At 42.9% G+C, this 21,512-nt stretch carries 20 protein-coding genes; 15 read left to right on the top strand and 5 right to left on the bottom strand.

Features of this window, described 5'->3' with window-relative positions; all coding sequences use genetic code 11:
• The 8 genes from sufC to Q8M62_RS04350 form a co-directional block, all read left to right on the top strand.
• A partial coding sequence (gene sufC / locus Q8M62_RS04385; protein ID WP_305668034.1) for a Fe-S cluster assembly ATPase SufC occupies positions 1-732 on the top strand: 732 nt, incomplete at its 5' end.
• A gap of 17 nt (positions 733-749) precedes the next feature.
• The gene (gene sufD / locus Q8M62_RS04380; protein WP_304901274.1) at positions 750-2,018 is read left to right on the top strand and encodes a Fe-S cluster assembly protein SufD; all 1,269 of its coding nucleotides are present in this window, start codon (positions 750-752) and stop codon (positions 2,016-2,018) included.
• 3 nt (positions 2,019-2,021) lie between these two features.
• Entirely contained in the window at positions 2,022-3,245 is a 1,224-nt protein-coding gene (locus tag Q8M62_RS04375) for a cysteine desulfurase (RefSeq protein ID WP_304901275.1), read from the top strand.
• Positions 3,242-3,673 carry a SufE family protein gene (locus Q8M62_RS04370; RefSeq protein WP_092734518.1) on the top strand — a complete coding sequence of 144 codons (432 nt, stop codon included), beginning with the start codon at positions 3,242-3,244 and terminating at the stop codon, positions 3,671-3,673. Before Q8M62_RS04375 ends, Q8M62_RS04370 begins: the two co-directional genes overlap by 4 nt.
• Before the next feature lie 2 nt (positions 3,674-3,675).
• Entirely contained in the window at positions 3,676-4,014 is a 339-nt protein-coding gene (locus Q8M62_RS04365) for an iron-sulfur cluster assembly protein (RefSeq protein WP_304901276.1), read from the top strand.
• Between the two features lie 27 nt (positions 4,015-4,041).
• Positions 4,042-4,464: a BrxA/BrxB family bacilliredoxin gene (locus tag Q8M62_RS04360; RefSeq protein WP_304901277.1), complete on the top strand. Its 423-nt coding sequence runs from the start codon at positions 4,042-4,044 to the stop codon at positions 4,462-4,464.
• Positions 4,465-4,715: 251 nt separating this feature from the next.
• Positions 4,716-6,002, top strand: a complete 1,287-nt coding sequence (locus Q8M62_RS04355) for a citrate synthase (RefSeq protein WP_092734509.1) — start codon at positions 4,716-4,718, stop codon at positions 6,000-6,002.
• Positions 6,003-6,123: 121 nt separating this feature from the next.
• Complete coding sequence (locus Q8M62_RS04350) at positions 6,124-6,384, top strand: acyl-CoA-binding protein (protein ID WP_304901278.1); 261 nt, start codon at positions 6,124-6,126, stop codon at positions 6,382-6,384.
• 16 nt (positions 6,385-6,400) lie between these two features.
• On the opposite strand, the gene Q8M62_RS04345 is transcribed toward Q8M62_RS04350, so the two are convergent.
• Positions 6,401-7,396 (bottom strand): bile acid:sodium symporter family protein, encoded by a 996-nt coding sequence (locus tag Q8M62_RS04345; protein ID WP_304901279.1) that lies wholly within the window; start codon positions 7,394-7,396, stop codon positions 6,401-6,403.
• Complete coding sequence (locus Q8M62_RS04340) at positions 7,393-8,142, bottom strand: RNA methyltransferase (RefSeq protein ID WP_304901314.1); 750 nt, start codon at positions 8,140-8,142, stop codon at positions 7,393-7,395. The genes Q8M62_RS04345 and Q8M62_RS04340 overlap by 4 nt, the downstream gene beginning before the upstream one ends.
• A gap of 19 nt (positions 8,143-8,161) precedes the next feature.
• Between Q8M62_RS04340 and Q8M62_RS04335 the strand changes: the two genes are divergently transcribed.
• The 6 genes from Q8M62_RS04335 to Q8M62_RS04310 are packed head-to-tail and all read left to right on the top strand — an operon-like array spanning position 8,162 to position 14,206.
• Positions 8,162-10,579 carry a BamA/TamA family outer membrane protein gene (locus tag Q8M62_RS04335; protein ID WP_304901280.1) on the top strand — a complete coding sequence of 806 codons (2,418 nt, stop codon included), beginning with the start codon at positions 8,162-8,164 and terminating at the stop codon, positions 10,577-10,579.
• Between the two features lie 7 nt (positions 10,580-10,586).
• Positions 10,587-11,495 carry an oxygen-dependent coproporphyrinogen oxidase gene (gene hemF / locus Q8M62_RS04330; RefSeq protein ID WP_304901281.1) on the top strand — a complete coding sequence of 303 codons (909 nt, stop codon included), beginning with the start codon at positions 10,587-10,589 and terminating at the stop codon, positions 11,493-11,495.
• Positions 11,495-12,070, top strand: coding sequence for a phosphatase PAP2 family protein (locus Q8M62_RS04325; RefSeq protein ID WP_304901282.1), 576 nt, complete (start codon positions 11,495-11,497; stop codon positions 12,068-12,070). Before hemF ends, Q8M62_RS04325 begins: the two co-directional genes overlap by 1 nt.
• A 14-nt stretch (positions 12,071-12,084) precedes the next feature.
• Positions 12,085-12,669, top strand: a complete 585-nt coding sequence (locus Q8M62_RS04320) for a Crp/Fnr family transcriptional regulator (RefSeq protein WP_304901283.1) — start codon at positions 12,085-12,087, stop codon at positions 12,667-12,669.
• Positions 12,670-12,721: 52 nt separating this feature from the next.
• Complete coding sequence (locus Q8M62_RS04315; protein ID WP_304901284.1) at positions 12,722-13,960, top strand: MFS transporter; 1,239 nt, start codon at positions 12,722-12,724, stop codon at positions 13,958-13,960.
• Positions 13,961-14,011: 51 nt separating this feature from the next.
• Complete coding sequence (locus tag Q8M62_RS04310; protein WP_304901285.1) at positions 14,012-14,206, top strand: hypothetical protein; 195 nt, start codon at positions 14,012-14,014, stop codon at positions 14,204-14,206.
• Between the two features lie 74 nt (positions 14,207-14,280).
• On the opposite strand, the gene Q8M62_RS04305 is transcribed toward Q8M62_RS04310, so the two are convergent.
• Both Q8M62_RS04305 and Q8M62_RS04300 read right to left on the bottom strand, forming a co-directional pair.
• Positions 14,281-15,633, bottom strand: a complete 1,353-nt coding sequence (locus tag Q8M62_RS04305) for a transglutaminase-like domain-containing protein (RefSeq protein WP_304901286.1) — start codon at positions 15,631-15,633, stop codon at positions 14,281-14,283.
• A 101-nt stretch (positions 15,634-15,734) separates the two neighbouring features.
• Positions 15,735-18,197 (bottom strand): outer membrane beta-barrel family protein, encoded by a 2,463-nt coding sequence (locus Q8M62_RS04300; RefSeq protein ID WP_304901287.1) that lies wholly within the window; start codon positions 18,195-18,197, stop codon positions 15,735-15,737.
• A 318-nt stretch (positions 18,198-18,515) separates the two neighbouring features.
• Between Q8M62_RS04300 and Q8M62_RS04295 the strand changes: the two genes are divergently transcribed.
• Positions 18,516-19,289: a sulfite exporter TauE/SafE family protein gene (locus Q8M62_RS04295; RefSeq protein WP_304901288.1), complete on the top strand. Its 774-nt coding sequence runs from the start codon at positions 18,516-18,518 to the stop codon at positions 19,287-19,289.
• Between the two features lie 78 nt (positions 19,290-19,367).
• Here the strand turns inward: Q8M62_RS04295 and Q8M62_RS04290 are convergent, their stop codons facing one another.
• Positions 19,368-20,768, bottom strand: a complete 1,401-nt coding sequence (locus Q8M62_RS04290; RefSeq protein WP_304901289.1) for a sugar porter family MFS transporter — start codon at positions 20,766-20,768, stop codon at positions 19,368-19,370.
• Positions 20,769-21,512 lie beyond the last annotated feature (744 nt).

Here is a 21,512-nt window from a genome sequence, read left to right as displayed (position 1 = left end):
GAAGGAACAGAAATCCTGAGAGGAATCAATCTGGAAGTAAAAGCAGGCGAAGTGCACGCAATCATGGGCCCCAACGGCTCAGGAAAGTCCACTTTAGCCTCAGTGCTTGCTGGACGTGAAGAATATGAAGTAACCGATGGTGAGGTAATTTTTAAAGGAAAAAACCTATTGGATCTGGCTCCCGAAGTACGTGCAAGAGAAGGTGTTTTCTTGGCCTTTCAATATCCTGTGGAAATCCCTGGGGTATCTTCCACTAATTTCCTGAGAACCGCAGTGAACCAAGTCCGAGAATATCGGGGCTTGGAAGCTTTGGATGCTGTGAAGTTTTTGACCTTGATGAAGGAGAAAATGAAACTCGTCGAAATCGATCAAAAGCTCCTCAGCAGATCTTTGAATGAAGGTTTTTCCGGTGGTGAAAAGAAGCGAAACGAGATTTTCCAGATGGCTATGTTGGATCCGACTTTATCCATTTTGGATGAGACCGATTCCGGTCTTGACATTGACGCTTTGAGGATTGTATCCAATGGAGTAAATCAATTAAAATCCGACAAAAATGCTACAATCGTGGTAACTCACTATCAGCGTTTGTTGGATTATATCGTGCCGGATTACGTCCACGTACTATACAAAGGACGAATCGTAAAGTCCGGGACAAAAGACCTGGCTTTGGAACTCGAAGAAAAAGGCTACGACTGGATCAAAGAAGAAGTTGATTCCGCAGCTACTGTCTGATTTCTAAACCCACTATCATGAGTACCTTGACCAAACAAGATACATTTATCGGCCTGCTGGACACGGCTCCCAATAACTTCTCTGCAGCAAGAACTTTAGCTAAGGAAAGTTATCTCTCTCAGGGAATTCCTGTGGCCAAAGCAGAAGAATATAAGTTTACCAACATAGGTAAAAAGCTGGAGCAAAACATTTCCAATATCGCTCCTGCCCTACTATTTGAAGTTACTTCTGAAATGGTGCATTCCGCCACTTTTGCTGGATTTGAAGGTGACCTGTTGGTTTTTGCGAATGGTAAATTCCTACCCGAACTTTCTTCAAAAATCGAAGGAGTGGAAGTTTCGCTGATTTCGGAAAAAAGTGATTTAGCTATTGGCAGTATCGCAAAACCTGAAAAAGATGCATTCGCAGCAATAAATCAAGCCTCTTTCGAGGATGGATTGTTCATCTCAGTTCCTAAAAAGGCTCAGATCGAAAGACCAATACTCCTGCTTTCATTTAATCAAGCGAATGGAGGTCAGGTAATCCAACCAAGATTTTGGATCGAAGCGGGAGATTTTGCAGAAGTTACGTTCATTGACCAAAGCATCAGCCTGGGAGACACCTCTTACTTTGTAAATAAAGTAATAGAACTGAAAGGTGGAGTAAACACGCAACTCAAGTATTACCGACTTCAAAATGAAAGTAAGTCCGCGATCGAGGTAAGCAATATTGAAACTGACGTTCAAAAAGATGCAAGATTTACTTCGGTAAATATTTCGCTTTCAGGTGATCTGATAAGAAACAACCTCAATCTAAATCTACTTGGAAGCAATTCCGAAGGCAACATGTATGGTATTTACCTGCTAAATGGAAAAAGCCACGTAGACAATCATACCAACGTGGATCATACTATCCCTCACGCAGAATCCAATGAACTGTATAAAGGTATTTTAGCTGATCAAAGCCGTGGGGTTTTCAATGGCAAAATCTTTGTCAGACAGGACGCCCAAAAAACCAACGCATTTCAGCAAAACAACAATATCCTTCTTTCCGAAGATGCCATCGTCAATACCAAGCCTCAATTGGAGATTTGGGCAGACGATGTGAAGTGCTCTCACGGCTGTACCGTAGGTCAGTTAGACGAGGAGGCACTGTTTTATCTTCAGGCGCGAGGAATCGACAAAACTCAGGCTAAAGGCTTATTGCTCTATGCATTTGCCGGTGAAGTATTAGAAAAAATTGAGGAGGAAAGCTTCAGAGTGTATTGCGACACACTCATTCAGGAGCGATTGGGGAGTAAATTCTAAACCATGAGTTTAAATATAGACCAAATCAGGGGCTTGTTTCCTGTACTTCATCAAGAAGTGCACGGCAAGCCCTTGATTTATTTTGACAATGCCGCAACCACACAAAAGCCACAGTCGGTTTTGGATGCCTTGTCAAATTATTACGGACGCGACAATTCCAATATTCACAGAGGTGCGCATGCACTTGCAGACCGAGCTACTCAATATTATGAGGAAACTCGGGAAGCTGTTCGAGAATTCGTTGGAGCGAAAGAAGCAGCCGAGATTATATTCACCAAAGGCACCACAGAAAGTATCAACCTGGTAGCACAAACTTTCGGAAGAAAATTCATAGGGAAAGATGACGAAATCGTCATTTCCACTATGGAGCATCATTCCAATATTGTTCCTTGGCAGATGCTCTGCGAAGAAAAAGGAGCTGTTTTAAAAATCATTCCCATCAATGAAGCCGGGGAAATCCACTTCGGGGAATTCGAAAAATTACTTTCTCCAAAAACCAAACTGGTCAGTATCGTCCATGCATCCAATGCACTTGGGACGATAAATCCTGTCCGGAAAGTAATAGATGCCGCACATGCTGTTGGCGCAAGAGTGCTTTTGGACGGAGCGCAATCGACCGCACATCTGGAAATCAACGTTCAGGAATTGGATTGCGACTTTTTGGCTTTTTCGGCACACAAACTTTACGGGCCAACTGGACTAGGTGTACTTTATGGAAAACGCGAAATATTAGAAGCGATGCCACCTTTTTTGGGTGGAGGAGAAATGATCAAAGAAGTGACGTTTGAAAAAACCACTTACAATGAGATTCCTTTCAAATTTGAAGCTGGGACACCGAATATTGCGGATGTCATAGCTTTCAAATCTGCCTTGGATTTTATTAAGCAATATGGCAAACCTGCTATAAAAGCGCATGAAGATGCCCTTTTGGCGCATGCCAATGAAACCATGAAACCTATCAAAGGCTTCATCCCGGTGGGAACTGCTGAAGAAAAAGTCTCTGTGTTATCCTTCAATATCAATGGAATGCATCCTTTTGATGTGGGGCAGATGTTGGATGCCAAAGGAATAGCTGTGCGCACAGGCCACCATTGCACACAGCCATTGATGAAAAGATTTGGCATCGAAGGAACTGTAAGGGCTTCTTTTGCGGTTTACAATACCAAATCCGAAATAGATAAGATGGCAGAAGGACTTGCCCAAATCGCACGATTCAAGAATAAATGAGCAGCATCAAAGACATACAGGAGGAGATTGTTTCCGAGTTTGAAATCCTTGGGGATGATAAAGAGTCCACTGTATTTTATATCATGGAACTTGGAGGGAGTCTTGGGAAATTCCCTGAAAACGAACGAAAGGAAGAGAACATCATCAAAGGATGTCAATCCAAAGTATGGCTTATCGCTGACGACGTAGATGGAAAAGTCCACTACCAAGCGGATTCCAATACAGACATTACCAAAGGTCTGATTTCACTTTTGATTCGGGTTTTAAACAATCGAAGCCCTGAAGAGATTTTGAATGCGGAATTAAACTTTATCAACCGAATAGGAATGGGAAGTATCATCGGTAGCCAACGATCCAACGGCCTTTCGGCGATGATCAAGCAAATGAAACTGTATGCCTTCGCCTTCCAAACTAAGCAAAACGCCTGAAAATGGAGACTGAAACCAATCCGGACAACGGTCAGGTAGTTAACCTGAGAGACAAAGTGGTACTGGCAATCAAGCAAGTATATGACCCGGAAATTCCCGTGGATGTCTACGACTTGGGTTTGATCTATGAGATCACCGTATATCCGGTCAATAATGTCTACGTCCAGATGACGCTGACTTCTCCAAATTGTCCTTCGGCCGAATTTATTCCTTCAGAGGTGAAGGACAAAATTCAGCAGATCCAGGGAGTGAATAATGTAGAGGTAGAAGTTACCTTTGATCCACCATATTCTCAGGACATGATGTCCGAGGCAGCTAAACTCGAGCTGGGATTTCTTTAACAATTGAACAATTAAAAACAGAACAATATGTATCCTGAAGAGCTAATTGCTCCCATGAGGGCAGAACTTTCAAACGTTGGATTTCAAGAATTCAGAACCGCAGCACAAGTGGCTGAGCACTTGGGTCCCAATCATAAAGGCACCACATTGGTGGTGGTCAATTCCGTCTGCGGTTGTGCAGCAGGAGCTGCCAGACCAGGCGTGCGTCATGCTGTCGAACAAGCTGAAAAGAAACCCACAACCCTGGCAACAGTTTTCGCCGGGAATGACCGGGAAGCAGTTGAGAAATTCCGTGAATTGGTCCTTCCTTACCCACCTTCTTCACCGGCTATGGCCTTGTTTAAAGATGGCGAATTAGTCCACTTCATCGAGCGTCACCATATCGAAGGCAGAAATGCAAAAATGATTGGCGACCATTTGGTGGAAGTATTCGAACATTTCTGTGATTAAAGAAAATTTAGCCCTTCGGGGCTTTTTTCTTTTCCAAATTGCCAAAACTAATTTGGATAAAATAATCTTTCAAAAATTCAAGCAGAATTAGGACTTAGTTTTGTGAATTTGCCATTCGGAAAAATATCCGAAATCGCTTTCGCAATATAATTTTGCCATCCTGCATAATTAAGACCTTGAAAAAGATTCCATTTTACTATCTTAAGGGCATCTTTTAATGTTTTCCAATAAAAGTAATCCAAAAACGCTATATGTCTGATTCCGCCAAATTGTCCTACAATGGACAAGAATACGAATTCCCTGTAATTACAGGTACTGAAAACGAAAGTGCAATCGAAATAGGAAAACTCCGTGATGCAACGGGATTGGTCACCCTCGATCCCGGCTATAAAAATACGGGAGCAACCAAAAGTGCCATTACTTTTTTAGATGGTGAGGAAGGCATCCTCCGGTACAGAGGCTATCGGATTGAAGATCTGGCCGAAAAATCAACCTTCCTTGAAGTAGCCTATCTTTTAATTAATGGTGAGCTACCTACTCAAGCTGAGTACGAGAAATTCAATGAAGATATCACGCACCACACGCTAGTGCATGAAGACATCAAAAAAATCCTAGAAGGTTTTCCATCCAATGCACACCCGATGGGAGTTTTGTCATCCCTGATTTGTTCTTTGACAGCCTTCTACCCTGATTCTTTGCATGCTAACAGAAGTAAAGAAGAAGTGGATTTGAGCATCATCAGATTGCTGGCCAAAATGCCAACTTTTGCAGCTTGGGCTTACAAAAACGAAATGGGGCATCCGGTTAATTATCCGGACAACACCTTGGACTATTGCTCGAATTTCCTGAAAATGATGTTTGCACTTCCTGCTGAAAAGTTTGAAGTGGACCCAATTGTGGCATCTGCATTGGACAAACTTCTAATCTTGCACGCTGACCATGAGCAAAACTGCTCTACTTCTACCGTTCGAATAGTTGGTTCTTCTCAGGCTTCCATCTATGCTTCCATCTCTGCAGGAATCAATGCCCTTTGGGGACCTTTACACGGTGGTGCCAACCAATCGGTAATCGAGATGCTCGAAGCAATCAAAGCTGACGGTGGAGATGCTAAAAAGTACCTAGACAAAGCAAAGGATAAAAATGATCCTTTCCGACTAATGGGTTTTGGACATCGGGTTTATAAGAACTTCGATCCAAGAGCTAAAATCATCAAAAAAGCTGCAGATGACGTCTTGGCCAAATTGGGCGTTAAAGACCCAATTTTGCAAATCGCAAAAGAGCTGGAACATGCTGCATTAAATGATCAATACTTTATTGACAGAAAACTTTATCCAAACGTGGATTTCTATTCCGGTATTATCTACCGAGCATTGGGAATACCCACCGACATGTTTACGGTGATGTTTGCATTGGGCCGACTTCCAGGCTGGATTGCTCAGTGGAAAGAAATGCGTGAAAACAACGAGCCTATCGGTCGTCCGAGACAAGTCTATGTAGGAGCAAACGAACGCGACTATGTAAGCATGAATAAGCGCTAACTAATCGATTTGACAAATATCAAAATGCCATCCTACCAGATGGCTTTTTTTATTCAAAATAGCTCTTAATCGACTTTAAAGTATCAAATTTGGAAACTCAAACTGACTAAACCAGTTTTCTATGAAACCAACTACACTCGAGGAGGCGATAGCGCTAACTCAAAAATTTACTTCAAAGCCAAGTAATGAAGAATTGTTAAAACTTTATGGATTGTACAAACAAGCTACAGAAGGAGATAACGAATCGGAAAGACCCGGTGGATTTGACTTTAAAGCTGCAGCAAAATATAACAGTTGGTTAGGCTTTAAAGGGAAAAGTAAATCAGAGGCAACAGCACTCTATTTGGAATTGGTTGAAAAACTAGCCGAAAAATACATTTGATCCTCAGGGCCCAAGTCTATGCTTGGGCTTTTTTTCTCCCAAAGTATCCCGCAAAAATACTTCCCAAGATCAACTGCTGAATGTGATAAAGCATCAGCGGAAGAAGAACCAAACCAAGCACCGCCGCATCTGGGAAGATTACTTTTCCGATGACTACACCGTGTACAAGAGATTTTTTGGAGCCGCAAAAAAGGGTGGTTATCCTGTCCTGCATGGAAAATCCCAAAATCTTTGAAATCACTTCAAGAATTACCCAGATCAATATAAAAATCCCAAGCATCGTGGCCGCTATGATCAGCAACTCGGAAATCCGATAGGCCGAAAACAGCCTTTGTGAAAATGACTCAGAAAAGGAAGTGAAGACAATAATCATAATCACAAGCTGATCTACATACTTAAGTTTTGGCAAAGCGGATTTAATCTTTGGAAATAGCCAACCATGAGCCAAAATTCCAAGGAATACAGGAAGAATAACTTTAAGCGTCAGCTCTCCTAGGCTTGCCCAAAAATCAATTTCACCGTCTGCCCCTGCTCCTAAAATCCCCATCCAAGCGGGAGTCAAAATTACCCCTAGAAGACTGGAAATACTTGCATTGAAAATAGCAGCGGGCAAATTTCCACCTGCTATCGAAACCATCACCACCGAAGCGCTGACTGTGGAAGGTAAAACTGAAAGATAGGTGATCCCCAATCTGAAATCCGGATCAACCCAAGGCATAATTTGCAGCAGCAAAAAAACAATGGCCGGAAAAATCAAAAAGGTCGATAGCTGAATAAGGAGATGGAGCTTCCAGTTGGAAAGCCCTGATAAAAGCTGCTTTGGATCAAGTTTTACTCCATAAAAAAAGAAAACGAAGGCAATTCCAATGTTGATGACCGGATTCCAGGGAAGTCCGGATTCCTCGGACCCCAGTTCGGGCAAGAGTGCCGCCAATCCGATGGCTACAAAAAGGCCCAATAAAAACCCGTTGATCCCCACTCGTTGAAGGGTTTGAATCAATTTGGCAATCATGTGCTCATCAGCCGTTTGAAATTATCACATAGGATAGCAGTGGCAATCGCCACATTGAGCGATTCTGCCTGTCCAAATCCGGGGATTGTCACCTTTTGAGTTACTTTTTTCTCCAGTTCTGCTGAAATCCCATTGGCTTCATTTCCCATGAGAAGAATCCCGGGCTCAGGTTTTGCCATCTGATGAATATTTGATCCGTTCAAAAAAGCCCCATAGACAGGTAAGTTCCAGCGGTCCAGCACTTCCTCCAGATTTCCGTAAAAAAACTGAATTCTTGTGAAGGAGCCCATCGTAGCCTGTATGACTTTTGGATTATAAAATTCCGCAGTTTGGGAAGAAAACACCAGCTTATTGATCCCATACCAATCTGCCACTCTGATGATTGTCCCGAGGTTTCCCGGATCACGGACATCGTCCAAAGCAATGATTAAATCGGATGTTTTGGGTTCAAAAGCAGTATTTGCTTTCATGTTTACTACAGCAAGGGCTGAATCATTGGACTGATACTGACCCAATTGCTCCAATTGATTTTGCGTAACTTGTATCAGTTGACCTGAATAGGATTTGAGCACTTCTGAATGCTTTTTCCCAAAAGATTCAGTAACCAAAAGCAGTTCAATCAGAAAATCAGAATGGAGAACTTCCAAAACACTTTTTTCACCTTCGACAAAGAACTGTCCGTTCTCTGTTCGGTATTTTTTTTGATGTAAGGATTTAATAAACTTAACTGTATTTTTGCTCAGCATTCCTTCAGCATATTCCGATTTGAAATCCTCCAAATATATACTTTTTATAGCGCTTCTTGGGATATGCTTGAGTTGCTCACTGACCAAAGATCTCAAAGATGGGCAATATGCTGTCTATGAATCAGAGATCGAAGGAATAGAAAAATCTGACAAGGAGGCCCTGTATGGGCTACTCGAACAAGAGCCAAATACCCGATTTCTGGGTACTTCCCCCGGAGTCACTATCTATCGAATCGGGAAAAATTTCTACGATAGCGCTAAAGTTGTCACTAACCGAGAGGAGGCAAGAGCAGAGCTTTCGGTAATAAGACTTTCCTTAGACACCCTTCCCAATAATAAAAAATTACGGAAGCGCGCAGAAAAGTTGGCGTCCAGAATCGAAAGCCTGAACAAAAAAATCGAGTTTGGAAATGCATTGATGCGAACTGGAAATCCTTTGGTGATTTTGGACTCTGCCAAGACAGAGACCACGGTCAATAATCTCAAGGGTTACCTTGCAAATCATGGGTTTTTCGATTCCTCCGTTGATTTTGAAGTTGAAGCCAAAAACAGGAAAGCATACGTCAATTACCAGATCAACGAGAAAAGCCCATACATCCTGGATTCCATCTATACCCGTTCGGAAAACCCGGGGATCATCAACCTACTCAACTCAACGACCAAGAGTTCTCTCCTCAAAAAAGGAGAGAATTACAATCAGAATAATATTACCGGGGAACGAAACCGCATAGAGGAACTGCTGAAAAACAATGGATATTACATGTTTTCCAAGTCCTATATCAATTACATCGCCTATAAAGACACCGCAGCAAAAACAATCAAGCTTGAGCAGGTGATCCAAAAACCCACCTTCTCGGACATCCATGAAATTTACACCATTGATTCGATCACATTCACTATCAATCCTCCTACCAATGAATTTGCAGATAGACGGATCAGACAGAAATTTAGGGGTATAAACTTTTCGTTCTTTCAGGACAGGTACTCTGCGAATGTGCTGGCCTCAAGGATTTTTTTCAGGAATGGACAGGCTTATAGTAGGACTTCAGCCATTGAAACTCAGCGTCAGCTGAGCAATTTGGACCTTTTCCGATTTGTCAATATTTCCTTTGACACAGTAGGCACTTCTCTTACTGCCAATATTTTTACCCAACCTAATCAGAAATATCAACTCACTAATCAGGTGGGTATGACAATCACAGAACAGCTGCCCGGACCCTTCTTCAGTACCGCCCTGAGAAACAGGAATTTCTTTCGGGCAGGAGAAATTTTGGAATTCAACTTTCGGGCAGGGCTCGAAGGAGTGGCATCTGCGACAGGCCAAGGAGTCTACCAAAGCTCCGAACTCAGTGCCGGAGTGACCTTGATCTTTCCTCGATTTCTAATCCCTTTTGCCCCGAATTCTCTTCAAAAATTTGGTCGATACAACCCTAATACCCGAGTTAGACTGAGTTACAACTATACCAATCGTCCAGAATACACCCGAAATTCGGTCAATGGACTACTTTCTTATACTTGGGCCACTTCTAATAATCGAATACTTTACACACTCAATGCAGCTGATCTCAGCTATATCCGGACTCCAAAAATCCAGCAGGAATTTTTAACTATACTTACCAACCTTCAGGACAACGGAAACAACCTTATTTGGTCTTTCCTGCCTTCTTTTATCAGCAGCTTATCTGGTCAGACCATCATTAATTTCAACAAGTATGGAAACTTCAATTCCAATAAGGCTTCACTCCTTCGACTGTTTGCTGAAAGCGGTGGTACCACTTTGAATTTTTTGGAAACCAAAAGCAACAGTGAGCCTGGGATTGAATTTGCGAATTTCCAATGGCTAAAAGCCCAAGTAGATTTCCGAAGATATTACCCTGTCAACAAAAAACAGACTTTTGCTTATCGGTTTAATTTAGGATGGGCTAGTCCATACGGCGTAAGCGCGGGGATTTTACCCTATGAAAAATATTTCTTCGCAGGAGGTGGGACAAGTATCCGGGCTTGGCAAGCCCGAAGATTGGGACCTGGAAGTTCGGTTCCCGCTACAGGAAAAGGTGGAGAATATGACTACACCAACGAGCAACCGGCAGAAATGATCCTTGAAACAATGCTGGAGTATCGTAGAAATCTGTTTGGTTACTTTGACATGGCACTCTTCATAGATGCCGGAAACAGCTGGGTGATCGGCTATGATGCTGCCCGACCAGGAGCAGACTTTCGATACGATCGTTTTTATAAGGAATTGGCTGTGGGTACGGGTCTTGGTTTGAGAATGGATTTTGAATTTTTGATCATTCGACTCGATCTTGCTACCAAAGCCATTGACCCCGCCAAACCAATGGGAGAACGTTGGGTCTTTGACAATGTCAATTTCCGGCGACCATTTGGTGTCCGGGGACAAACAGTACTTAATTTTGGGATAGGATATCCTTTTTAACATAAGAATGAGTAGAAAAACAAAAGCCGAAATCGCTGAAATCTACAGCCAAATGCAGGACCACATCTGTGCAGGATTGGAACTGGGTGATGGAAAGGGGAAATTTATAGAAGACCGCTGGGAACGGGAAGATGGTGGAGGCGGAAGAACGCGGATTTTTCAAAATGGTGCGATCATCGAAAAAGGAGGAGTGGCTTTTTCAGCTGTCCACGGGCCCACTCCTGAAAAAATCCTTCAAAAATTGGGCTTGGAAAAAGCAGATTTTTTCGCAACCGGAGTTTCGATCGTCTTACACCCATTCAGTCCGATGGTCCCGATTATTCACATGAACATTCGATATTTTGAAATGGAAAATGGAGTACATTGGTTTGGTGGAGGCATCGACCTGACACCTCACTACGTGGTCCCACAGGACGCAAAATATTTCCATCAGGAAGTAAAAAAAGTATGTGATCAGTTTGATCAGGATTACTATTCCAAATTCAAAGCTTGGGCTGATGATTATTTCTTCGTCCAACACCGAAACGAAACCCGAGGCATCGGTGGAATCTTCTACGATCGACTTAGTGCTAAATCTGATGATCACTTCCAGCAAATCCTTGACTTCAGTCTGGAAATAGGAAGGCTATTTCCACGAGTCTATACTTATTTCATGCAGAAAAACTCCAAAATCCCCTTTGGCCCTGCCGAAAAAGCCTGGCAAAACCTCCGTAGAGGAAGGTACGTCGAATTCAATTTGGTCTGGGATGCAGGCACTAAGTTTGGACTTGACACCAATGGCCGCACCGAAAGTATCCTGATGAGTATGCCCCCCCAAGCCGAATGGACCTATATGCATGAACCCAAAGCCGGAAGTGCGGAGGAATTCACCCTGAATCATCTGAAAAAAGACATCGATTGGTTAACTTTTGACTAATGATCGAGACGCTTAAAAAATGGGATGAGGAATTATTTCTTTGGCTCAATTCTTTTCATACGGATTGGCTGGATCCGATCGTATTTCAGATGACTGAAACCATCACCTGGATCCCCCTTTATGCCTTATTGATTTTTGTGATATTCAAACTCGACCGCCCCAATGCCTGGTGGATATTAGGTGGAGTGGCGCTGACGATATTGGCTGCTGATCAATTCACCTCCGGATTCCTAAAACCTCTTATGGAACGCTTGAGGCCTTGTCACGACCCTCGATGGGAAGGGCTAATGCACAATTACGGGCGCTGTGGAGGATTGTATGGGTTCGTTTCCTCACATGCTGCCAATACATTTGGACTTGCTGTTTTTCTAAACAGGAAACTGAAAGGAAAAACAAAACAATTGCGCTGGCTCTATTTATATGCCATAGTCGTCAGCTATACGCGCATATATCTTGGAGTTCATTACCCATTTGACATTCTATTGGGCGCTGCCATTGGAACTGCCGTAGCCTGGATATCTTGGTTCTTTATTGTCTTTGTCAAGCGGGAATTGATCAGACAGGCATTGAAATAATCCAACGAAACTCCATGGTCAACAAGACAGAATTAGATGGCTTTTTGAATTTTCTGCAAAAAATCCAATCCTTTTCCCCGGAAGCTGTAGATTCGATAGTGGGACTCTGTTCCTTAATTTCTATCCGAAAAAATCAGAATCTACAGGAAATCGGGCAAAAATGCCGAACGATTTACTTTGTCAAGGAAGGATTGGCGAGGATATTCTATCTCAAAGACGGAAATGAAGTCACGGAATATTTTGCCTTTGAAAATGATCTGATTATCAGGGCTGAAAGTCTTTTTACCGGAAAGCCAAGTAAAAAAGCGATTCAGGCACTGGAAAATACAGTCTTTATTGGTATTCCTTCTGACGCTCTTTTTGAACTTTTTGATACCAAACCGGAAATCGAACGATTATTTCGAAAAATCATAGAGCAGGCTTACGTTGCTACGGTTCTTCGAATGGAAGCCATCCAATTTCATGCTGCAGAGGAAAGGTATGCGCTTCTGCTCAGCGAAAAACCGAATCTCATCCAACAGATTCCATTAAAGCATATTGCCTCTTATCTAGGCATCACCCAAGTGAGCCTTTCCAGAATAAGAGCCTCAATCCGTTGATTATTTAACATTTGTAAAAGGATAAGGAATTTGACGGCAGGACCTTTGTCCTGTGAAAAATCCAGCCCCTCAAGTTGTTTTAGGATTACGCCAAAACTGGAAGCAATTTTCGATTTTGGTGGTCATCAATGCCTTTGTGGGTGCAATGATAGGCTTGGAACGTGCCATTTTTCCTCAATTTGCCATTGAGATTTTTGGCCTTGAATCCAAAGTAGCGATCCTTTCTTTTATCACCGCTTTCGGAATTAGTAAATCCGCTGCCAACTATTTCTCCGGAAAGCTCGCCAATCAATTTGGACGGAAAAACTTACTTATTCTGGGCTGGATTTTAGCTTTGCCAGTTCCGCTTATTTTGGCATTCACCGGCAGCTGGAATTGGGTAATCGCATCAAACGTCCTTCTCGGAATCAGTCAGGGACTGACTTGGAGTAGTACGGTAGTAATGAAAATCGATTTAGTCGGCGAAAAAGACCGTGGATTTGCCATGGGACTGAATGAATTTGCAGGCTATTTTGCAGTAGGCATATTTGCCTTTATCAGTGGCTTCCTTGCCCAAAAGTATGGTATCCGGCCCTATCCGTTCCTCTTGGGAGAACTCATCGCAATCATGGGGCTATTGCTTACAATTTTCCTCGTCAAAGACACCCGGAAACATGTGGAAATGGAATCTAAAGGTCACGCCCAGGTTTCGACTAAGGGGATATTTTGGGAGACCACTTTCCGAAACAAAACCTTAAGCGCTATCACTCAAGCAGGTTTGGTCAATAACCTGAATGACGGTATGATATGGGGATTGCTTCCTGTATTACTGATGTCGCTGAGGTTTGAGTTAGAAGAAGTGGGACTTATTGCCGCAATTTATCCTACAGTTTGGGGGATTAGTCAACTCTTCACCGGGAAAATGGCTGATATTTTCCCAAAGAAAACCCTGCTCTTCTGGGGAATGCTTGCACAGGGGATTGCGATCCTTTTCCTCCCGCTAGCCGAATCCTATCCCATGCTTTTAATGGTCTCTGTGAGCTTGGGAATTGGCACTGCTGTAGTTTATCCCACATTTCTTGCTGCTATTGCCGAAGCCACTCATCCCCATCAACGCGCAGAAAGCATCGGCACCTTTCGCCTTTGGAGGGATTTGGGATATGCAATTGGAGCAATTTTATCCGGCATTACAGCGGATCTATTTGGTATACCTATTGCGATTGTGACAATAGGTTTGATTACCATTGGATCCTCTCTGGTCATTCAATTCAGAATGCCTAAAAAAATCAAATTCGGAAATCGATTAAATTAATTTCTTAAATTACAAGCTGTTAAAAAAACCAACCCTAAAACTCAATCGGAAATGAAAAAAGTAAAATCAATTCTTACCCTTGCCTTGGCACTTGGATTTGTAGCTTCAATTGCCTTCACTTCATGTGGTGGCAAGAAAGACAGTGCCGAAGTGACTGTCGAACAAACTGAAGGTGAACACCCGGCAGAAGGAGGAGAACATCCTGCTGACAGCACGGAGCATCCTGCCGATAGCACCGGTAACTAAAATCGAACAACACCCTAAAAAAGAAAGGCTACCAATTGGCAGCCTTTCTTTTTTAGATCCATTCCCGCTAGCGATTAAGAATCAGCCTTTCGCTGAAAACTAAAAGTGGATTGAGCCTTCACTTCTTTTCCGTCGATTTCCAAATAAGGATATGCCAGAAAGTTAATCGGCCCTGATGCGGGTCCGGGACTGACTTGCAAGTCACGGCCACGACTCAATTCGATACGGTTGGCAGGATGTCGTCCAAAATAATAAGTTGCCAAAGCGGTGTATTTATTGGCTTCGCTGATGTCCACCGGCCACCACTTGCCATCGGCATAAAATTCTGCCCAGCAATGATACCCGTCAATTCCGCCTTCGTTTCGATCAGAGGGAATGGAGGCGCCGATTGCAAATCGGGACGGAATATCAACCGAACGTGCCAAGGAAATAAAGAAGGAATGGAATTCAGTGCAATTACCGGTCTTCGAGTCGCAGGCATAGTTGGAATCCCCACGTCCAAAATCCCCAAACTTCATGTAGCGCATGTTGTCGATAATGTAATCGTAAAGGGCACGAGCTTGAATCAAATGACTATCCCTGATTTTTGGACCCAAGGCTTCCTTGGCAATCTCTTCAAAGCGACCTCCTTTTGGCATCAAAATATTGGAAGCCAAGTAAACCTTGGGATCTGGAGTAATTCCCTCATAAGGCCCTTTTTCCTTTCGATTGACAGCGTAGCTAATCTCAATAGACTTCCCACTGTCCTCCGGACCCAATTCCAAGTAAAGGATCGTGTTGTCATTCACTTTTTCATCGAGATTTTTTGATTTACCCGAAACCTTCATCTCCAAAACCTTCACTTCCTGAAAGTCATCCGACTTTGCAATGGGAATCCACATTTTTGCCGGACCTGTCAAGGTAGGAACCTGTACTGAGTAATAAAATTCGAAGGAATCTTTCCCTTCCACTACGCCAAGGAGGCTGTTGTTTGATTGTTCTAAGGGCACGCGATACCAGGTTTTATCTTCTTTATTCTGCTTCCAACTGTAAAAAGGTTTTCCGTTCAATTTATGAACGGTGGTCTCAGTGACGGTCATAGTGCCCGGTTCCCCTTCCATAAAAAAATCCACATCATACACATCCCCACTCTCATCGACCAAGTCTACACAGGCAAAGTGGCGCTTGGGACCAAGATTGGAAAGGTACTCAGTATGTACCCGGACCAATTTCATTTTGAGGTCATGATTTTCATCTTTGACGGGAAAAATTCCGTCATTTTCGGCTGTTTTGGCAGCGATGAAATCTTTAATTCCAGCCTCGATTTCTGCGATAGGGATTTTTTTGGCTGCAACAGAACCCTCAGCTATTTTGGGTTCATGCTGACAGCTAAAAAGAAATGCACCAATCCCGAAAGTTAGAAACCATTTCAGCGTTCTATTTGTCATACCATCAATCTAATTCAGCCTCAAAGATAAAAACTCAAAGCCCAAAAAATGATCTTTTATTTAATAGGGTGAAATCAGATAAAATGGTACACTTTCCCCTTTTAAAATTCTTTCTCCCCAAACTCGCTTTTCACAAACTTCGACCTGTTTTTAGAAGAATTGAGCGTGTAAGATAAATTGAGAACAATTACGTCCACTTCATAGATATAATTTGTTGTCGTGAAAAACTCCCCCCTTCTAAAGGTTGTTATTCGTTGCTCATTGCTTTTCAAAAGCCCCATATCGATATTTTGCCATAACAGATTTGCAGTCAACCGACTGTCGAGCCATGATTTCTTGATGGATAAATTTGGACTGTAAAATCGACCATCTTCCCCTTGAGCAGTCACTCGCTTGGAAAGGTAATTGAACGAAGCCTGAATACTGACAATACGAGAAATATCAAAACTTGAAGTTAGATTGAACGAGTAAACCCAGGAGGAATTATTTATAGGCCTCCCATCGAATTCTCCCTTTATCGCGTAATAATACCCGTTGAATCCTGCAAAAAACTTCCACCAATTCGCGGGGTAGAGCTCTGCTCCCACATCAATACCGGTAGATTTTCCAATACCAACATTGGAATAAATTCGGTTAAGAATGGTGTCATTGTAAACGGTATTCACCCTGTTGACTAAGTTTTTAACTCTTGAGTGATAGCCCGTAAGATAGAAGCTGTTGTCTTTCCGGTTTTTCACCAAACCCACTTCTATTTGATTAATAAATTCAGGGAGGAGATTGGGATCACCTTGTTCGAGGGTTTCACTATGCTCCCGCTCTGGAAACGGATTCATTTTGAAAGTAGTGGTCCGCTCTACCCGTTGACTGAAATTAGCCTTCAACTGCAGTTCTTCATTGACTTGATAGCCCAGATTGGCGCTAGCGAAGGGTCGGATGAAATCATATACATATAAGGTATCCACTGTTCCAGCTTTGTCTTGAAGCTGGAAATTCCTATCCATCATTTCCACCCGTAATCCTGCTCCATAGGTAAGCTTTTTCAGACTTTTGTCTAACTGAAGGTATCCAGAGTGGATCGAACGACGAAGATCAACATTGCTAGAAAACTCGGGGATGAGCTCAAAAATTCCGGTTTCATTGTTTCTACGCTCGTAAATAAAATTTCCTCTGTGATCCAATTTCCGATACTGATACCCCATCAAAAATTGTCCAATTAAAAGTGGTTTAAAACTATAATCGAGATTAACTCTCCAACCATTTAGCGGATTGTCATTTGTATTGTATTCGTCTTGAAGTACCTCATTCAAGTCAGGAAAACCAAGATTTCGGTTGATCGTCGGTCCACCGAGCATGGTATATTCATAAAGGAAGGAGGTGCTTATTTTTGAAGAATTTCCAAATTGGTGGGAATAATCCAAACTTCCCAGAATGAAATCACCGCGGCGATTTTGCTCGTTGGCATTGAAATACTGCAAGGAATAAAGTCGCAAACCATTTAATTCGGCGCGATTGTCAAAGTACAAAATATCTGCAGTACGAACTTTGTCCCTTACCCCTCCAAAGAAACCCAAACTGAAGGAATTGTTAGCGTCAGGATTGAACCCTAAGGTAAATCTTCCTGAGTAGTTCAATTCATCTGTACTGCGTTCCCCCGCAGAAGGGAAATAGGTAGTCGTGTCCCCGCTGACAGTAAAGACCTCTCCTATTCTTCTTCCAGAAAGATCATTTCGCTGATAACTTGCCCCTAGAGATAAATCCCACTTTCCTTTTATGTAATTAAGGTTAAAATCCGCCCCATATCGTTTTGGCGAGCCCGCATTATCATAATTCTCAATGGACGGAGATCCCAACCTGGAATTGATTTGGAGGTAAAGTCCGTCTGTACTTCCTTTTTTAGTAGTGATATTGATCATGCCGGCCTTGCCCTCCGAGTCGTATCGGGCAGATGGAGAGGAGATCCATTCTACCTTTTCGATACCATTAGCTGGCAACTGTCCTAATATCATCATTGGATCACCCTGAACGGGTTTCCCATTAAGCATGACCACAAATCCCGTCGATCCTCTGATTGAAAGTTGCCCTTCGCCATTGATACTAATTCCAGGTAAATTTTTGAGAATATCTGAAGCACTCCCCCCCTGAGCAGCTTCAAAGTTTTCTGCAGAATAACTCTGCTTATCCAATCTAAAATCGGAAGTAATCTTTTGTCCTTGAATTTCCACTCCTTCAAGCTGCTGTTGATCAGGCTTTAATACAAAAGTCCCGAAGTCACGCTTTTCGTTTTTTGTGAAATTAAACGGAGGACTATTAAATGTGCGATAACCTATAAAACTGATTTTTAAAAAATAAGATCCCTGGGCTACATTTTTGATCAAAAATCTACCAAATACATCTGTGATGCTGCCTTCCACGAGTGAACTATCCATGGATTGATATAAGGCTACACTCGCAAACTCCAACTCAGTTTGTCCAAGCTCATCCACCACTTTACCCTTGATTTCACTTTGACTATAAACCCAAGATGGGAAAGTAAAAAAGATACCCAATATTAAAATCAACCTCATGCTTTCAAATTTTGAATAAGGTATCAATTAAACGGTTTTCACAACATCACTTTTCCATGAATGAAATGAATCCCTGACAGATAGTTCCTCACGATAATTACTAAGTCTGATGATCCACTTCTTGGCTAGTAGTTAAAAATGGCTCGACAGTTTGAGAAAAAAAGATTTTAATTGCATGCTTGGAAGTCAAAAAATCAGAGAAAAAAGGCGGATTCGAAGTTTGTTTGAAGTACTCTGATCAAAAAAACTCTCAAGCAAATACAATTTTACACCTGCTGGAAATTTTGAGCCTCCAATTATAGACCCTTTACAAGCGAAATGGACATTCTAATCATTTCATTAGCGGCATTTTTAACTGCTATCCTCACCTTCTTTTCGGGCTTTGGATTGGGTACAATTCTTACCCCCGTATTCGTTATCTTTTTCCCGATTGATCTGGCAATTGCGCTGACCGGTGTAGTCCATTTCTTCAATAATATTTTTAAGCTCTTTCTGGTAGGGAGAGATGCTGATAAGTCAATCTTGATCCGATTTGGAATTCCGGCAATCTTCGCTGCATTTTTCGGCGCTTGGATTCTGCTTCAAATTACAGACCTCCAGCCCCTTTTCTCTTATCAACTTTTTAATACTGCCTTTGAAGTCACTCCGATCAAGTTGATCATTTCTCTTCTTTTGATCCTCTTTGCGTTAATGGATTTGATCCCACTTTTTGAGCGAATTCGAATTGAGAAAAGGCACATGCCATTTGGAGGAATCCTGAGCGGTTTTTTTGGCGGACTTTCCGGCCATCAGGGTGCTCTTCGCGCGGCTTTTTTGATCAAAGCCGGACTGACCAAAGAAGCATTTATTGGCACCTCAGTGGTTATCGGTACGCTCATTGACTTTTCCAGACTGGCAGTCTATTCCACCCGGTTTTTGGAATCAGGACTGATCGATAATTTACCTCTTGTGGCAATCGCTACCTTCTCCGCTATTTTGGGAGCTTTTTTGGGTAATAAACTCCTGAAAAAAGTCACCCTGAAATTCCTTCAACAATTCATTGCCATACTACTGATTCTGATTTCAATTGCCTTGGGGGCAGGCTGGATCTAACTAGTGCTGATTTGACTTTTTACAAAACCATCTCAATCCTTCTTGTTTAATAAATCAACTCCCTCCTCCATCATCAGTTCAAGCCAAGTCCTTTTCCAATTCCTCCAATGTCTTCCCCTTAGTTTCGGGTAAAATCCACCAGATCACCATAAATCCAACCGCACAGATCACCCCGTACAACCAGAAATTATTGGCCCACCCCAAGTTCTCCTTGATGGCAGGAAAAGAGTAAGTCAATGTAAAATTCCCGACCCAGTGGGCCAGTGCTCCGATGGAAATTGCCGCTCCCCGGATTCGGTTCGGGAAAATCTCCGACAGCAATACCCAAAGCAAGGGGGCCAAAGAAATGGAATAAAACATCACATTCAACAGGACCAAGACGACCACGGAAGTACCTCCCAAATCTGCATAAAACGAATAGCCCAACCCCGCATACAGCAGGGTCATCGCCGCAAGGCAAACCAGCAGAATCGATTTCCTCCCGTACCGATCCACCGTGGCAAAGGTTACAAAAATCGAAGCTACCATCACCCCTCCAATCACGACAATATTGAGCATCATCTGCTTCAGGGTAAATCCCGCAGCTGTGAAAATATCAGCGGCATAATAGATGACCACATTGATACCGCTCCATTGTTGCAGAAATGCAAGAAAAATCCCGATTCCCAAAAGCTTCAAAACGTTCCTCTGAAGCAATTCCCTGAAATTGACAGCACCCAAATCTTCTTCCTTGAGAGTTGACAGTGTTTCGTTCAGTGAGTCTTTGGCATACTCCTTTCCTCCGATTTTTGTCAAAACTTCCATCGCTCTCTTCTGCTGCTTATTTTTAATCAACCAGCGGGTACTTTCAGGCACAAAAAACATCAGGATAAAGAAAAGCAAAGCGGGTACTACTTCTGCCCCAAACATCCAGCGCCAGCCCTCCTGCCCACTCCAACTTGCAGCGATGGCTGTGAAATCCGCATCTTCAGCCAAGGCAGTATCCAACAGGGAAATCTGCCAGTTGGCGATCTGTGCGAGCAAAACACCAATCATAACGAGGAATTGGTTGATCGTCACCAAGCGACCCCGCCTCTCGGGTGGAGCCAGTTCGGAAATGTAAAGTGGAGAAAGATTCAGCGCGATGCCCATTGCAATTCCTCCCAAAATTCGATAGCAGTTGAACCACCAGAAGGTATCGGCTAAGGCTGTCCCGATTGCTGAAAGTGAAAACAGAAAACCGGAGAAAATAAGCAGGCGCTTTCGGCCGAGTTTGTCGCTTAACAGGATACAAAGTATTGCCCCAACCATACAACCAACCAGTGCAGAACTCGTCCCCCAACCTTGATCGGCAACGGATGTGATGTTAAAAAACGGTTCGTAGAAAGGTTTGGCACCTCCGATCACTACCCAATCATATCCAAATAAAAATCCGCCCAAGGCCGCTGTCATGCTGATCAGCCAGATGTAGGTTTGGTTGTAAGGATAGTTTGGAGCCATGGGAGATAGGTGAAGCGGTCGGTGAGGACACCGACCACAGATAAGGATTGAAAATGGATCCCAAAAAATACCTGAAATTCTGAAGGAAGCAATCCTGCTTTGGAAATTTTATGCAATGAGATGATGGTGATTTGCCTCCAGCTTTAGCTGGGTACTGAATCATGACCACGGAGTAGTCAAACCTCTCAATACCGCGTCCGCCGTGGCGGAGCCCTAGGTGAAACCTAGGGAAAAAAGAACATAAGAAAAGAGTTGAACAACCCCGAAGGGTGTTGAACTTGGAAGGAAAAGGAATTACAAATTCCTAAGGATATGAAAGCAGGACAATGCGTAAAGAAATGATTCGCTGCGACGAATCATTTTAGCATTGGGCCAGATTGCAGGGTAGCCAATCTACGCTTAAGCGGCAACGGCACCTCAAAGCAGAATGACATAGACTACACCGAGGGGGGAAAGTGGAAATACAAATTCCTTAGGATATTAGGGTGTAATTCCAAATTAAACCCAGTTTCCATAGAACATCAAAGCTGAAAGCACCTAGACTACGCCGAGTGGGGATTTTGGCTAAAAAAAGGATAAAATGAATTACGGAAATTTGGATGATTATGACAATTGGTTTTAGGATTAGTTCGACACCCTTCGGGGTCGTGGGGATGGTCGTGTCATTTGTTTTCCACGGGTTTCACCCGCGGCTATTCATAAGTTTGACCCCTTATCAGGGGTCGGAAATCTGAATAAGAGATG

The sequence above is a fragment of the Algoriphagus sp. genome (genome assembly GCF_030694375.1).
Taxonomy (GTDB): Bacteria; Bacteroidota; Bacteroidia; order Cytophagales; family Cyclobacteriaceae; genus Algoriphagus.
This window is presented reverse-complemented; position numbering and strand designations above follow the sequence as displayed.

Bases quoted from the DNA above. Each gene is read 5' to 3' on its own strand.
- sufD (WP_304901274.1), top strand. From the start codon at position 750: ATGAGTACCTTGACCAAACAAGATACATTTATCGGCCTGCTGGACACG.
- Q8M62_RS04375 (WP_304901275.1), top strand. From the start codon at position 2,022: ATGAGTTTAAATATAGACCAAATCAGGGGCTTGTTTCCTGTACTTCAT.
- Q8M62_RS04370 (WP_092734518.1), top strand. From the start codon at position 3,242: ATGAGCAGCATCAAAGACATACAGGAGGAGATTGTTTCCGAGTTTGAA.
- Q8M62_RS04365 (WP_304901276.1), top strand. From the start codon at position 3,676: ATGGAGACTGAAACCAATCCGGACAACGGTCAGGTAGTTAACCTGAGA.
- Q8M62_RS04360 (WP_304901277.1), top strand. From the start codon at position 4,042: ATGTATCCTGAAGAGCTAATTGCTCCCATGAGGGCAGAACTTTCAAAC.
- Q8M62_RS04355 (WP_092734509.1), top strand. From the start codon at position 4,716: ATGTCTGATTCCGCCAAATTGTCCTACAATGGACAAGAATACGAATTC.
- Q8M62_RS04350 (WP_304901278.1), top strand. From the start codon at position 6,124: ATGAAACCAACTACACTCGAGGAGGCGATAGCGCTAACTCAAAAATTT.
- Q8M62_RS04345 (WP_304901279.1), bottom strand. From the start codon at position 7,396: ATGATTGCCAAATTGATTCAAACCCTTCAACGAGTGGGGATCAACGGG.
- Q8M62_RS04340 (WP_304901314.1), bottom strand. From the start codon at position 8,142: ATGCTGAGCAAAAATACAGTTAAGTTTATTAAATCCTTACATCAAAAA.
- hemF (WP_304901281.1), top strand. From the start codon at position 10,587: ATGAGTAGAAAAACAAAAGCCGAAATCGCTGAAATCTACAGCCAAATG.
- Q8M62_RS04325 (WP_304901282.1), top strand. From the start codon at position 11,495: ATGATCGAGACGCTTAAAAAATGGGATGAGGAATTATTTCTTTGGCTC.
- Q8M62_RS04320 (WP_304901283.1), top strand. From the start codon at position 12,085: ATGGTCAACAAGACAGAATTAGATGGCTTTTTGAATTTTCTGCAAAAA.
- Q8M62_RS04310 (WP_304901285.1), top strand. From the start codon at position 14,012: ATGAAAAAAGTAAAATCAATTCTTACCCTTGCCTTGGCACTTGGATTT.
- Q8M62_RS04305 (WP_304901286.1), bottom strand. From the start codon at position 15,633: ATGACAAATAGAACGCTGAAATGGTTTCTAACTTTCGGGATTGGTGCA.
- Q8M62_RS04300 (WP_304901287.1), bottom strand. From the start codon at position 18,197: ATGAGGTTGATTTTAATATTGGGTATCTTTTTTACTTTCCCATCTTGG.
- Q8M62_RS04295 (WP_304901288.1), top strand. From the start codon at position 18,516: ATGGACATTCTAATCATTTCATTAGCGGCATTTTTAACTGCTATCCTC.
- Q8M62_RS04290 (WP_304901289.1), bottom strand. From the start codon at position 20,768: ATGGCTCCAAACTATCCTTACAACCAAACCTACATCTGGCTGATCAGC.